Here is a 13,262-nt window from a genome sequence, read left to right on the forward strand (position 1 = left end):
AGATCGACGACGACGCGCGCCATGCTCACCCCCCTTGCGACGGTCATAGAGGGCAAGCACGTCTGGCAGTGCCGTGAGCGTGGCGGCAACACGGCGTCGCGCCAATTCGCGGCGCCACACCGCCGGATTCTCGGACGTCGGCGGCGTCACGATGTGATAGCTGCCGTTGCCGAGCGATTCGAGCCAACCGTCACGGACCCAGCGTCGGACGTGGTCATGCGTCAGCCCATGGGTGGCGAGTTCACTCACGTGCAGATGATGGGGTCCGTGCTGCATTCGCTGCCGCAGCAGCTCGGGTGGCGGATTCACTCTCACACTGTCGCCCATCGAGGGCACGGCGTGCTGGGCGAACGACGTCGCCCTGTGGACAACCAACCACGATCGAGCGAATCGGTGGGATCAAGCACTGCAGCGCTCGATCCCACCGATTTCGCTCGTGTTCGGCCCGGCTCGGCCCCGTGCGCCCAGCCGTCAGGCCCCGAGCACCTGTTCCAGATACGGGTTGGCGAACACCCGCTGCGGGTCGAGACGATCGCGCAGGGCGACGAAGTCGTCGAAACGCGGGTAGACCGAGCGCAGGTAGTCGGCGTCGTAGTCGTGCATCTTGCCCCAGTGAGGGCGCGCGCCGAGTTCGCGGGCGACGTCCCAGAAGTGCGCGAAGTAGGCGCGGTGGTCGGCCTTCACGTATTGGTGGATGGCGATGTAGCAGCTGTCACGCTCGTTGGCCGTCGACATCCAGCGATCGTCACCGGCAGCCCAGCGCACCTCGACGGGGAACGCGACGGGTTCGGCGGTGCGCTCCACCCACCGCTGCATCTCCCGCAGGATCGGCTCTGCGGCCTCGAGCGGCACGGCCATCTCCGATTCGCGGAACCGAACCGTTCGCGGTGAGGCGTACACGGCGTGCGAGCGATCCGAGAACTCGCGCGCCGACAGCGTCGAGGCGGAGATGCCGTTGAGGCGCGGCACGAGCGACGGCCGTCGCACCGCGAGCTCGTTGAGCCACCCGAAGACGGTGTTCGACAGGAACTGATCCTCGAGTCGTCCCTTCCAGCGCGGCAGCGGCTTCACCGCCGCGTCACCGCCCCTGCGGACGTTGCGTTTCGTCATCACCTTGTCGGTGTGCGGAAACCAGTAGAACTCGTAGTGGTCGATCTCGGCGAGCGTCGCGCCGAGGCCGGCGAACTCCGCCGTCATCGTCGACGGGCCCTCCGTCGCGGCCAGCGTGAACGCCGGCACGCACTGCATCTCGACCTCGGTGATCACCCCGAGCACCCCGAGCGTGACGGCGAGGGCCGGCACGAGGTCGGCGTTCTCCCCGCCATCGCTCCAGCGCAGAACCTCGCCGGTGCCCGTCACCATCTCGCCGCCGACGACGGCGCCACCGAACCCGGTCCAGCCGAGCCCTGTGCCGTGCGTCGACGTCGAGACCGCCCCCGCGATCGTCTGACGGTCGATGTCGCCCATGTTGGGCAGCGCGAGCCCGTGTTCGGCGAGCCGCTCGACGAGGTCGTACAGGTGCGTCCCCGCCTTGATGCGCACTCGGTTCGTCGCCTCGTCGACGACGATGCCACTCAGCGCATCGAGACGCACCTGGACGTCGACGGGCTCGGCGATCGCCGTGAACGAGTGCCCTGCACCGACCGGTTTGACACGCCCGCCCGACGCCGCGGCGCGCCGCACGAGCGCAACCACCTCGTCGCGTGATCGCGGCGTGACGACCTCGCGCGGCGTCGCCGTCACGTTGCCGGCCCAGTTGCTCCACTCAGCCAAAGTTCTGCCCTTCTCCCCGATAGGTCGCGACCTCGTCGACGAGGGCGCCGTTCTCGACGACGAGGATCGAGTCGAACCGCTCGCACATCTCACCCGCCTTGGAGTGGCGGAACCACACGTGGTCGCCGATGCTCAACCCGCGCGCGGACGCTCCGTGCAGCGGCGACTGCACCTCCCCCGCGCCCAGCTGGCCGTAGTACTTGAGCCCACGCGGATGCACGGGCACCGGCACCCGCGAGCGTGACGGCGGCCCGGAGCCGATGTAGCCGCCCGAATACGTGACGGCGGTCTGCGGGTCGGGTTTGCGCACTACGGGTGAGACGAACCAGCAGGCCGGTTCGGTGCGCAGCGCGCGGTAGCCGTCGAACAGACGCGGCGCGAACAGACCGGAGCCGACGGCGATGTCGCCGAGCACGCCGTCACGCCCGCTGATGTGCGCCGATCCCGTGCCGCCTCCGTTGATGATCTCGAGGTCGGAGTACGCCCGCAGGGCGTCGACGACGGCGCGTCGGCGGCCCTCGATCTCGCGCATCGACGCCCACTTCATGAGGCGGTGACCGGGCGTCGAATCGGGCACGCCCGCGATCTGTGCCTCGTAGAACATGCAGCCGACGAGTTCGACGCCCGGCGTCCGCTCGATGCACTGCGCGAGGCTGACGGCGTCCTCGGGCGTACGCACGTCGGACCGGTGCGCGCCGGCGGTGAACGGACCGACCTTGAACGTCATGTCGACGTCGATGGCCACGCGCAGCACGACCCCCGCCTGCGTGGCGCCGCGCGCGATCATCGCGACGTGCTCGGGCGAGTCGACCATGAGCGTGACGGTGGCGCGTGCGTCCTCGTCGTCGGCGATGGCGCGCATCGCGACGACGTCGGCGCTCGGGTAGGCGACGAGCACATCACGTAGCCCGTGAGACACGAGCCACCGCGCCTCGGCGACCGAGTAGGCGAGCAGACCGCTGCAGCCGTCGTGGCGCAGCGCCTCCTCGATGAGCGAGCGCACGCGGATCGACTTCGTCGCGATGCGCAGCGGCACGGGGGCCGCGACGTCGCGTAGCGCCGTCAGGTTGCGCGTGAACGCTGCGCGGTCGAGGACGGCCGTCGGCGCCCCGATCGGCCCCAACGGTGTGTCGAAGACGCTCACGCGGACACTCGGTCGGCGAACAGGCCGGCGAAGGCGTCGAGGACGGCGAGCGCCTTGTCGTCATCACCGTCGGCGAGCCAGGCGAGGGCGACGCCGTCCGTCATGGCGATGACCATGCGCTGGACGACCTCGGTCGGGATGCCGAGGTCGTTCGACCAGCGTGTCTGGAAGGTCTCGACGAAGTCGTGGACGATCGCGTAGTTCGTGGCGAAGATGCGGCGCGCGAGCTCGGGGCCCGAGTCTTCCTGACGCACGAGGTAGGCGACGAGTTCGTAGACGAGTCGCTGCCGGTCCGCCTGCGCACCGCTGATCGACCAGTAGTAGCGGAACGCGGCGCGGATGGCGTCGACGGGCGAGACGTCGTCCGGCAACGGCAGTGACGCCGCCTCGATGTCGCGAGTCGCGATCGACTCGACCATGGCTTCGAGCAGCGCTTTCTTGCTGTCGAAGCAGTAGTGGACGGTGCCGAGCGAGACGCCCGCCTCCGTCGCGATACGGCGGACGGTCGTGTTGTCCAGGCCGTCCCGCAGGGCGATCGCGACGGCCGCCTGGATGAGTTGCGCGCGTCGCGTTTCGATGTCTAGCCGAGGCATAACTGCGACTCTAACGCCCCCTCAACTGGACATGTGTCTTGCACCACATTCGACACCCAGATGGTCACCTGCTGAACACCCGGCGTTCACGCCTCGGGACGGAACGCGGTGTCAGCACGTGGTCTCAACGTCCCCGCACCGGCGTCCGTCACGCCGAACGCGTCGCGACGCTCAGCGGAACCTCCTTGAGCGCGTCCTGCACCTCGCCCTCGCCGAGTTCGTCGATGAGAGCGGCGGCTTCGCGCGCTGTCGTCAGCGTGTGCGCGCGGGCCTGCTCCATGGCGGGGTGCGCGCGCAGCAGCTCGAGGGCCTCGGCGTGCTCGGCGTCGTCCGTCAGTGGCCTCGCGAGCAGTGCCTTCAGGCGCGCGTCGGCGGGGTCGCTCGAGGCGTTGACGTAGAACGTCGGCAGCGTCGCGACGCCCTCACGCAGGTCGGTGCCCGGGGTCTTGCCGGACGTCTCGGCCTCGCTCGCGATGTCGAGGATGTCGTCGCTCAGCTGGAAGACGAGCCCGACGAGCTCGCCGTAGCGGCCCAGCACCTCGACGGTGCGCTCGTCGCAGCCGGAGAACATCGCCCCGTACTGCGCGGCGGCGGCGATGAGGACGCCCGTCTTGTCGGCGAGCACCTTGAGGTAGTACTCCATCGGGTCGGCGCCGTCGGGTGTCTGACGCTCGTCCTCGATCTGGCCGGCGCACAGGCGCACGAACGTCCGGGCCTGCAGGATGACGGCCTCCGGGCCGAGGTGGGCGATGAGTTCGGATGCCTTGCCGAAGAGCAGGTCGCCGATGAGGATGGCCGTCGAGTTGCCGTACACCGCGTTGGCGCTCGGCACACCGCGGCGGATGTCGGCCTCGTCCATGACGTCGTCGTGGTACAGCGAGGCGAGGTGCGTCAGCTCGACGCCGGCCGCCGCGTCGACGACCTCGTCGCTGATGCCGGTGCCGAGCATCGAGGTGAGCAACGTCAGCATTGGGCGGAAACGCTTGCCGCCGGCGTCCACGAGGTGGTGGCTGGCCACACGCACGAGCGGGCTGTCGTGGTCGACGATGACGTCGAGGCGTGCGTTGACGCGCTGCAGCCCGTCGACGAGGCGGTCGCTCAGCTCCGCCGAGGCGTCCGGGACGATCGCGGACGCGACCGACTGGGCGCTCGAGGTGCGCGCGGATTCAGCACTCATGGTTCAACTCTTCCTGGGCCGTTCACGCGTTGGGCGCGAGGCGGGTCAGCACGGTGTACAGGCGATCGGTGGCGCTCTTGCCGCCCGGGTCGGCGAGGTTCGCCATCACCTTGACGATGATCTTCATCAGGTCCTCGCGCGGCAAACCGTACGTGACGGCGAGCTTCATGATCTGCGGATTACCGATCATCGTGGCGAAGTGGCGTCCGAGCGTGAAGTAGCCGCCGAGGGCCTGCTTCATGACGTCGGGGTAGGTGGCGAGGATGCGTTCGCGGGCGACGTCGCCGCCGTTCTTCGCGGCGCCGAACGCGTCCGCGACGACGCTCGAACCGAGGCGCGCGGCCTCCATCGCGTACGCGATGCCCTCACCGTTGAACGGATTGACCATGCCGCCGGAGTCGCCGACGAGCATGAGGCCGTCGGCGTAGTGCGGGGTGCGGTTGAAGCCCATCGGCAGCGCCGCTCCGCGGATGTCGCCGACCATCGTCGCGTCGCCGAACGTCCACTCGGGCGGCATCGTCGCGACCCAGCGGCGCATGACCTCGCGGTAGTCGGTCTTGCCGAACGCCTTCGAGGTGTTGAGGATGCCGAGGCCGACGTTGCTCGTGCCGTCCCCGACGCCGAAGATCCACCCGTAGCCGGGCAGCAGGATCTTCTCGCCGCGCTCGTTCGTCGACGGCAGTTCGAGCCAGCTCTCGAGGTAGTCGTCGTGCGTGCGCGGGCTCGTGTAATAGGCGCGGACGGCGACGCCCATCGGCCGGTCCTCGCGCTTCTGGCGGCCGACGGCGAGCGCCAGGCGGCTCGAGTTGCCGTCGCAGGCGACGACGAGCGGGGCACGGTACGTCGCCTTCTCGCCGGTGGCACGCCCGTCCTCGCCGAGGAGCTTCGCCTCGACGCCGGCAACGCGGCCGTTCTCGACGATGGGCGCCGTGACGTTGACGCCCTGCAGCAACCGCGCGCCCTGGGCGACGGCGTGCTGGGCGAGGATGTCGTCGAAGTCCTGGCGCGTGCGCACGAGACCGTAGGCGGGGAAGGCTCCCTCGTCGGGCCAGTCGACCTGCAGACGCATGCCACGCCCGACGAGGCGCAGCCCCTTGTTGCGGATCCACCCCTCGCTCTCGGGCGTTGGGATGCCGAGCGCGTCGATCTCCTTGACGGCGCGCGGCGTCAACCCGTCACCACACACCTTCTCGCGCGGGAAACGGGTCTTCTCGAGCAGCAGGACGTCGAGGCCGGCCTGCGCGAGGTACGCGGCCATCGTCGAACCACCCGGGCCGGCACCGACGACGATGACGTCGGCGCTCTCGATCGCCGCCTCGGGGCGCGTGCCGACGGCGTCGCTCACGCCGCGCCGCCCTTCTTCTTCACCTGCTGGTTCTTCGACTGCTGGTTCTTCGGCGCATTCTTCGCCGCGGGCTTGACCGCGCGATGCAGCGCGACGATGCCGCCGGTGAGGTTGCGCCACTCGACGTCGGCCCAGCCTGCCGTCTTGATCTGCTCGGCGAGCTCACGCTGCGCGGGCCAGCTCTGGATCGACTCGGCGAGGTAGACGTAGCTCTCCGGGTTCGAGCTGACGGCGCGCGCGACGGGCGGCAGCGCCTGCATGAGGTACTCGGTGTAGGCGCGGCGGAACGGCCCGTTCGTCGGGTGGCTGAACTCGCAGATCAGCAGGCGCCCGCCGGGCTTCGTCACGCGCGCGAACTCGGCGAGCGCGCCCGTGACGTCGACGACGTTGCGCAGGCCGAAGCTCATCGTGACGGCGTCGAACGAGGCATCGGCGAACGGCAGCTTCGTCGCGTCGGCGGCGGTGAACCCGAGATCGGCGCGGCGCTTCTTGCCCTCGCGCAGCATGCCGAGGCTGAAGTCGGCGGGCACGACGTGGGCGCCCGCGGCGTCGAAGGGCTCCGACGAGGTGCCCGTGCCTGCGGCGATGTCGAGCACGATCTCGCCCGGCTTGGGGTCGAGCGCCGTCAGCACCTGCTTGCGCCAGCGACGGTCCTGGCCGAGGGAGAGCAGATCGTTCATGATGTCGTAACGCGCCGCGACGTCGTCGAACATGCGCGCGACATCGCTGGGTCGCTTGTCCAGGCCAGCACGATTCATGGGGCCATTCTCGCACTCGCGCGCGCGTGCCCTCGCGGCCACCTGAATGAGCAGGCGCGCGGGGCGTCATCACGTGTCGCTGACGGCGGTGCCTCGCGCCACCGAGCCGTCCGCGGCACGGGGTTAGGCTGGTGTCTCGTGAGCCTTTCCCCATCGCCCGCCGACGCCGCGCGCACGCCGCACCTGCGGGTGCGCACCCAGGAGCTCGCCGACCCGGGCGATCTCGTCTCGCTCGTTCCGGCGGGCCGCCCGGCCGAGGACGTGATGTCGTGGGTGCGCCGCGGTGAGGGTCTCGTCGCGTGGGGGCGCGCCGCGTCGATCGCGACGAGCGGTGACGAGCGATTCGCCGACGCCGAGTCGTGGTGGGATGCGCTCGTCGCGGCAGCCGACGTCGAGGACGAGGTCGCCCTGCCCGGCAGTGGACTCGTCGCGTTCGGCTCGTTCAGTTTCCGCAACTCCTCCGACGAGGGTTCGGCGCTCGTCGTGCCCGAGATGGTCGTCGGGCGCCGCGGCGGGCGAGCGTGGCTCACGACGATCAACCGCACGAGCGACCGCCTGCCCGACGTCACGCCGGCGCTGGCACCGACGGGCGTCGAGGCCCGTGACGGCGCGCTGACGCCCGCGCAGTGGCGCAGCGCCGTGAGCGACGCCATCGAGATGATCCGCACGGGGCGCATCGGGAAGGTCGTGCTCGCGCGTGACGAGATCCACGTCGCGGACGCCGACATCGACCCACGCTGGCTGCTGACGCGTCTGGCGGCGCGTTATCGCGACACGTGGGCGTTCGCCGTCGATGGTCTCGTCGGCGCGACGCCGGAGCTGCTCGTGCGCTCGGAGAAGGGGCTCGTCACCTCACGCGTCCTCGCCGGGACGATCCGTCGCGCCGGGGCCGGCGCCTCCAGCGAGGAGCAGGATCTGGCGCTCGCCGCGAGCCTTGCGCGCAGTTCGAAGGACCTCGAGGAGCACGAGTATGCCGTCCGCTCCGTCGAGGCGGCGCTGCGGCCGCACTGTTCGTCGATGAACGTGCCCGACGCGCCGTTCGTCCTCAATCTGCCGAACGTGCTGCACCTCGCCACGGACGTCTCCGGCGCGCTCGCCGGGGGTGCGTCGTCGCTGACGCTCGCGGCGTCGCTGCACCCGTCGGCTGCGGTGTGCGGGACGCCGACGAACGAGGCGGCGCTCGTCATCGACGAGCTCGAACACATGGACCGCGGACGCTATGCCGGGCCCGTCGGCTGGATCGACGCCGCCGGCGACGGCGAGTGGGGCATCGCGCTGCGCAGCGGCCAGATCGACATCGAGAACCCCTGCCGCATCAGGCTGTTCGCCGGGTGCGGCATCGTCGCCGGGTCCGATCCGGTGAGCGAGGTCGCCGAATCCGTCGCCAAGCTCTCACCCATGCGCGAGGCGTTGCGCGACGACTGACGCGCGAGGAGGGCAGGTTTGGCGACGTCGCTCCGGTTCTTGTGCGCGTTCGGAGCTGCGATCGCGCCATGCCGACTTTCAGCCCTCACGGTGCGAGTTGAGCGCCACAACCCTGCCATGCGGTACTTCAGCTCCGCGCGGGACGGCTGGTTCCACGCTCGGCGGCCGGGCGGTAGCGTCGATCAGATGAAGCGTCTTCTCGTCATCAGCCACGCACCGACCCTGGCCACGGTGTCCCTGCGCGATGCAGTGATCGCGGGGGCGAGCGACCCGGAGTTCTTCGACGGACTCGTCGAGGTCGTCGCGATCGAGGCGCTGGAGGCGACCGACCCGCGGGCCTACCTCGACGCCGATGCGTATGTGTTCGGCACACCGGTCAACTTCGGCTACCTCTCCGGCGCACTCAAGCACAGTTTTGACTCGACGTACGGCGCGCTGCAGGGGCACGTCCGCAGGCGCCCGTTCAGCTACTGGGTTCACGGGCGCAGCGACGCGACGGGCGCGCGCCGCGCTCTCGACGCCATCACGACGGGCCTCGAACTGCGCCTCGTCGCCGAGCCCTTCGAACGTCTCGGCGGCGTGGGTGATGACGACCTCGCCGCTGCCCGCGAGTTCGGAGCCACCGTCGCGGCACACCTGTTGGACTGAGCATCCACCTCGCCGTCTGCGCTGGGCTGGTGAACTCACATGGGCTGGTGCATTCAAGCGCGTGACCATGCCGGCGCGGCGCCGGGCCACTCGGTCGTGACGCGCGACAACCGGCACCCGCCAGAGGGCAGCCCCGATCGCCCCGGAAGCGCCCGCGGTGGGCGGCGCAACACATAGGGTGAGGCGGCAGTCACCGCGCGGTGACGCGGAGAGGCCCCACCGATGTCAGCGTTCCGTCCCCGACAGGGCGAGTCCAAGCCTGCGCGCACCTGGACGGCCATCGTCGTCGCGTTGGGTACCGCCCTGGCCCTCGTCGCGGCCTTCGGCGGGCCGAAGGACGTGCGCCGCACCGATGGAGGCAACGTCGCCTTCGCGATCGGGGCCTGCGGCGCGTCCGAACCGAAAGCCTTCCCGAGCGGTGTCATCGCCAACACGGATCGGCACACGGCCCGAATCATCGCCATCACGCCGAGCGCTGGATCGTCGCGTGTCGACGTGCGCGATTTCGCCGTCATCGACGCGGGGCCTGCCGAAGGCAGCCTCGATCCCGAGACGCCCATGAGCGTCGGGTTTGCGTCACTTCCCGCCGTCGCGCACCCACACGAAATCTTGCCCGGGCATCAGGCGATCATCGAGGTTCGCGTGACCTCGAGTGGTCGCCCGTCCCACCTGACCGGCTACGACATCACAGTGGCGAACGGCCCCGCCACGCACGTGGTGCATGACGAGGCCGACGTGACCTTCACCGGGGCCTGCTCGGCCCCCGCGTGAGGCGTGATTCAGACGATGCGGTTCAGACGGCGTGGTCCGTCGGCGTTCCCGGGTCGTTGCTGACGATGGTGCGCGTGGGGTCACCTTCGTCGATCGAACCAGCCTTGTCGGTTGCGTTCTGAGCCGTCTCTCCGGTCCTGTCGGACGCGCCGCTCAGGCGCGCCTTGAGCTGCTCTATGAAGTCGGTCAGTGCCATGCTCGTCATCTCCTCGTGTCGTCGTCTCGCGCATCATGCCCGGGCGCCCGCAACCTCGCGAGCGGCCGGGCAGCGCGATCAGTTCTCCTGCAGTTTGTCACCGTCGAGGCCGGAGTGCGGGACGTTGTCCTCGTTCACCGTGTCGGCCTCGCCGCCGGCGTCGGGGGTGTCGATGTTGGAGGCGTCCTGCTCGCTCAGACGCTCACCGTCGTTGTCGCCGTCCTCGGGCATCTCGAACACTGCGTCGGTCGCAACCGTCATGTCGTCTCTCCTTCATCGTGTGGCGCGCCACCATGTGGGCTGCGGCGCCCCGGGCGGGCGCCGCCTCCTGCCACTCTTGCCGAGATGACGCGGGCGCGCACCATACCTGAGGGTGGGGCGCGTCAACGACGTTCGTAGCGCGCGTCCATCTCACCGGCGTCGGCGACGGCGTCGATGGCGGCCGCGAAAAGGTCGTGGCGCGCCTGACGCTCGAGGTGACGCTCGATGCGCACCTCGATGACGTTCAGCCCGGGCGCCGGGTCGCTGACGCGCTCGATGAGTTCGTCACGCGACCCGATGAGCGAATACCCGACACCGCGGGCCTCGCACACGAGCGCGAGGTCGGCGTTCGTCGGCGTGCCGAAGACGCGCTCGAAGTGCTCGGCGAGTTCGCTGCGCCCCTGCTCGAGCGTGCCGAAGATGCCGCCGCCGTCGTCGTTGATGACGACGATCGTCAGGTCGGGGCGCGGCTCGCCGGGGCCGATGAGCAGGCCGTTGCTGTCGTGCAGGAACGTCAGGTCGCCCATGAGTGCGAAACTCGGGCCGTCGTGCGACAGCGCGATGCCGACGGCCGTCGAGACCACTCCGTCGATGCCCGACAACCCGCGGTTCGCGACGGAGCAGACCCGACGCGCGATGCGCTGCGGGTTGCGACCGAGATCGAGGTCACGCGCCGTGTTCGACGACCCGATGAGCAGCGCCGACCCGGCCGGCACGTGCTGCACGAGCGTCGACGTCGCGGCCAGGCCGGACGGCCACGACCGCGCGACGAGCGGCCCGATGCGCTGCGCGAGACGCTGCCCTGCGATGCGCCAACTGCTCGACCACCGACGGTCCGCGCACGCCGCGACGAGTTCGTGCGAGCGCGCGATGGCGGCCCACTCGTGCACGCGCTGCACGACGTGCGACGGGTCGGCCCACGACGTCGAGGCCGTGATGACCTCGACGGTCACCTCGGGGTGACGCAGCAGCTTCGCGACGTCGCGCGAGAGCGTCATGCGTCCGGCGACGAGAACACGCTCGGGCAGGTGCTCGTCGAGCCAGTCGTGGGCGGCGAGGATGAGCGAACCGTGCGGCATGGCGCGCCCGCGGTGGTAATCGCCGAACGGCTCGGCGATGACGGGCCAGCCCGCCGCGTCGGCGAGTTCGGCGACCTCGGCGGCCAGCTTCGGATCGGGCAGATCACCGAGCAGGACGAGCGTACGCGGCACCGGTGCGATGCCCGGGCCGGGCGCGACGGTGACCGTCGATGCCGGAGCACGCAACTGCATCCAGGGGCGCCCGCGATCCCGCCCCTCGAGGCTTTCGGGCCACACGGGTGCCGTCGCTGGGGGGGCGTCATCAGCCCGGCCTTCCTCATCGGACGTCGCGCTCGTGTCCCTCGCCACGATCGCCCCCGCGCCCGCAACGGCTCCGGCCATCGCGAGGTCGGCGACGTCGGGCGTCAGCGGCTCGCGGAACGGCAGGTTGAGGTGGACCGGCCCGACGTCGCCCGTCGGGACGCCCGTCGCGTGGGCGAACGCGCGACCGACGACCGAGCGCCACACCGTGTTCTGCCCAGCGCGCTCGCTCGGCGTCGCGAACTCGTGGAACCACCGCGTCGCGGAGCCGAAGATCTTGACTTGGTCGGTCGTCTGGTTGGCGCCCGTGTCGCGTAGTTCTGCGGGGCGGTCGGCGCTCATGATGATGAGCGGCACCTGCGCGTGATGTGCTTCGAGGACGGCAGGGTGAAGGTTTGCGACGGCCGTGCCGCTCGTCGTGATGACGGGCACCGGGTTGCGCGAGATCTTCGCGAGACCGAGGGCGAGGAACCCGGCCGAACGTTCATCGACGCGCACGTGCAGACGTAGCCGTCCAGCCTTGTCGGCCGCGGCCACCGCGTACGCGAGCGGCGCCGAACGCGAACCGGGCGAGAGCACCACGTCCTTGACGCCGAGCCGCACGAGTTCGTCGATGATCACGCTTGCCATGGCAGTCGAAGGATTCACGCTCACCATCTTGGCGCATGGCGCCGACAACCCCAACGACGCGCCCGTTCCCTACGCTGTGGGCGTGACGAACGACGAGCAGCCCACCCTTCCCAGCGGCACGCAGTGGCACATCAGGGCGTCCGGGTACGAGGCGACGATCGTCGAGGTCGGCGGCGGGTTGCGGACGCTGCGCCACGACGGCGAGGACATCGTCCATGGATACGCCGAGGACACCATGGCCGACGCGGCCCGCGGGCACGTCCTCGCGCCGTGGCCGAACCGCATCGCAGGCGGGCGCTACGCGTTCGACGGCGACACGTACCTGCTGCCGCTGACCGAACCGGAGCACGCCAACGCCGCCCACGGGCTGGTGCGCTGGCAACCGTGGCAGCTCGTGGAGCACGCGACGCATCGCGTCACCGTCGGCGTCACGCTGCACCCGCAGCCGGGATGGGCGTGGACGGTGCGATTCGAGATGACGTACGTGCTCGGCCCCGACGGCCTGACGATCACGCCGCGCGCCACGAACCTCTCCGACACGCCATGCCCGTTCGGGTTCGGCATGCACCCCTATCTGACGGCAGGTGAGAGCTCACTCGACGACGTGACGCTGACCGCCCCTCTAGACGAAGCCCTTACCGTCGACGAGCGGCTCATCCCGGTGGGGCGTGGACCAGCCTCGATCGACTTCACCGAAAGCGCATCATTGCGCGGCGTCACCCTCGATACGTGCTTCACCGGTATCGGAGCCCGCCCGGGCAGCGGAATGCCCTCGCGGCCTGCAGACGCGGCGCCACGGGCTGACGGAGCCGCGTCGTCGAGCAACGACGCCGCACGCTGGGAGGTCAGCGTCAGCACGTCGTCGCGGGTGACGACGTTGTGGGCCGATGCGCGCGAGTTCGGCTACGTGCAGCTGTTCACGGGCGACGGGTTGCCGGAGCCGAAGAACCGACGCTCGGGCTTGGCCGTGGAGCCGATGACGTGCCCCGCCAATGCGTTCAACACGGGCGAGGGCCTCATGGTGCTGCACCCCGGCCGAACATGGACAGCCTCCTTCGGCATCTCCTCACGCCACTGATCCTCACGACCCCGACCCTCAAAACGCTGGCCCCACCCGTCCCCATCCGCGATCCACATCGGCGATTCCTGTCCACCTTCGCGATCCACGTCCACATCCGCGATTCCTGTCCGCATGTGCGAA

The 13,262-nt window shown here is 70.1% G+C and carries 13 protein-coding genes; 4 read left to right on the plus strand and 9 right to left on the minus strand.

What is annotated here, in order from left to right; all coding sequences use genetic code 11:
* Positions 1-471 precede the first annotated feature (471 nt).
* The 6 genes from DYE07_RS05835 to DYE07_RS05860 all read right to left on the minus strand — a co-directional run bounded on the left by DYE07_RS05835 (position 472) and on the right by DYE07_RS05860 (position 6,790).
* Positions 472-1,773 (minus strand): D-arabinono-1,4-lactone oxidase, encoded by a 1,302-nt coding sequence (locus tag DYE07_RS05835; RefSeq protein ID WP_115296535.1) that lies wholly within the window; start codon positions 1,771-1,773, stop codon positions 472-474.
* On the minus strand, positions 1,766-2,917 hold the full coding sequence (locus DYE07_RS05840) for an alanine racemase (protein ID WP_115296536.1): 1,152 nt from the start codon (positions 2,915-2,917) through the stop codon (positions 1,766-1,768). The genes DYE07_RS05835 and DYE07_RS05840 overlap by 8 nt, the downstream gene beginning before the upstream one ends.
* Entirely contained in the window at positions 2,914-3,510 is a 597-nt protein-coding gene (locus tag DYE07_RS05845) for a TetR/AcrR family transcriptional regulator (protein WP_062258326.1), read from the minus strand. The genes DYE07_RS05840 and DYE07_RS05845 overlap by 4 nt, the downstream gene beginning before the upstream one ends.
* 148 nt (positions 3,511-3,658) lie before the next feature.
* Positions 3,659-4,687: a polyprenyl synthetase family protein gene (locus tag DYE07_RS05850; RefSeq protein ID WP_115296537.1), complete on the minus strand. Its 1,029-nt coding sequence runs from the start codon at positions 4,685-4,687 to the stop codon at positions 3,659-3,661.
* Positions 4,688-4,709: 22 nt separating this feature from the next.
* A complete protein-coding gene (locus DYE07_RS05855; protein ID WP_062258392.1) occupies positions 4,710-6,032 on the minus strand; it encodes a geranylgeranyl reductase family protein in 1,323 nt (440 codons plus the stop codon).
* Positions 6,029-6,790, minus strand: coding sequence for a demethylmenaquinone methyltransferase (locus tag DYE07_RS05860; RefSeq protein ID WP_074045793.1), 762 nt, complete (start codon positions 6,788-6,790; stop codon positions 6,029-6,031). The genes DYE07_RS05855 and DYE07_RS05860 overlap by 4 nt, the downstream gene beginning before the upstream one ends.
* Positions 6,791-6,928: 138 nt before the next feature.
* On the opposite strand from DYE07_RS05860, the gene DYE07_RS05865 reads away from it, so the two are divergent.
* From DYE07_RS05865 to DYE07_RS05875, 3 genes are all read left to right on the plus strand, one after another.
* Entirely contained in the window at positions 6,929-8,215 is a 1,287-nt protein-coding gene (locus tag DYE07_RS05865; protein WP_006946244.1) for an isochorismate synthase, read from the plus strand.
* Positions 8,216-8,401: 186 nt separating this feature from the next.
* Positions 8,402-8,863, plus strand: a complete 462-nt coding sequence (locus DYE07_RS05870; RefSeq protein WP_040014813.1) for a flavodoxin family protein — start codon at positions 8,402-8,404, stop codon at positions 8,861-8,863.
* 339 nt (positions 8,864-9,202) lie between these two features.
* Positions 9,203-9,634 (plus strand): hypothetical protein, encoded by a 432-nt coding sequence (locus tag DYE07_RS05875; protein ID WP_147286890.1) that lies wholly within the window; start codon positions 9,203-9,205, stop codon positions 9,632-9,634.
* Between the two features lie 22 nt (positions 9,635-9,656).
* Here the strand turns inward: DYE07_RS05875 and DYE07_RS14685 are convergent, their stop codons facing one another.
* The 3 genes from DYE07_RS14685 to menD form a co-directional block, all read right to left on the minus strand.
* Positions 9,657-9,830: a hypothetical protein gene (locus tag DYE07_RS14685; RefSeq protein WP_006946187.1), complete on the minus strand. Its 174-nt coding sequence runs from the start codon at positions 9,828-9,830 to the stop codon at positions 9,657-9,659.
* A gap of 78 nt (positions 9,831-9,908) precedes the next feature.
* On the minus strand, positions 9,909-10,091 hold the full coding sequence (locus DYE07_RS05885) for a hypothetical protein (RefSeq protein ID WP_006946300.1): 183 nt from the start codon (positions 10,089-10,091) through the stop codon (positions 9,909-9,911).
* Between the two features lie 122 nt (positions 10,092-10,213).
* Positions 10,214-12,061 carry a 2-succinyl-5-enolpyruvyl-6-hydroxy-3-cyclohexene-1-carboxylic-acid synthase gene (menD, locus tag DYE07_RS05890; RefSeq protein ID WP_237723906.1) on the minus strand — a complete coding sequence of 616 codons (1,848 nt, stop codon included), beginning with the start codon at positions 12,059-12,061 and terminating at the stop codon, positions 10,214-10,216.
* Here menD and DYE07_RS05895 point away from each other — a divergent pair.
* Positions 12,045-13,139: an aldose 1-epimerase family protein gene (locus tag DYE07_RS05895; RefSeq protein ID WP_256594782.1), complete on the plus strand. Its 1,095-nt coding sequence runs from the start codon at positions 12,045-12,047 to the stop codon at positions 13,137-13,139. The genes menD and DYE07_RS05895 overlap by 17 nt on opposite strands.
* Positions 13,140-13,262 lie beyond the last annotated feature (123 nt).

Source organism: Dermacoccus nishinomiyaensis, assembly GCF_900447535.1.
Classification (GTDB): Bacteria; Actinomycetota; Actinomycetes; order Actinomycetales; family Dermatophilaceae; genus Dermacoccus; species Dermacoccus nishinomiyaensis.

Excerpts from the sequence above, each read along its gene's own strand:
- DYE07_RS05845 (WP_062258326.1), bottom strand. The coding sequence starts at position 3,510 with ATGCCTCGGCTAGACATCGAAACGCGACGCGCGCAACTCATCCAGGCG.
- DYE07_RS05850 (WP_115296537.1), bottom strand. The coding sequence starts at position 4,687 with ATGAGTGCTGAATCCGCGCGCACCTCGAGCGCCCAGTCGGTCGCGTCC.
- DYE07_RS05860 (WP_074045793.1), bottom strand. The coding sequence starts at position 6,790 with ATGAATCGTGCTGGCCTGGACAAGCGACCCAGCGATGTCGCGCGCATG.
- DYE07_RS05870 (WP_040014813.1), top strand. The coding sequence starts at position 8,402 with ATGAAGCGTCTTCTCGTCATCAGCCACGCACCGACCCTGGCCACGGTG.
- DYE07_RS14685 (WP_006946187.1), bottom strand. The coding sequence starts at position 9,830 with ATGGCACTGACCGACTTCATAGAGCAGCTCAAGGCGCGCCTGAGCGGC.
- DYE07_RS05885 (WP_006946300.1), bottom strand. The coding sequence starts at position 10,091 with ATGACGGTTGCGACCGACGCAGTGTTCGAGATGCCCGAGGACGGCGAC.
- DYE07_RS05895 (WP_256594782.1), top strand. The coding sequence starts at position 12,045 with ATGATCACGCTTGCCATGGCAGTCGAAGGATTCACGCTCACCATCTTG.
- menD (WP_237723906.1), bottom strand. The coding sequence starts at position 12,061 with ATGGCAAGCGTGATCATCGACGAACTCGTGCGGCTCGGCGTCAAGGAC.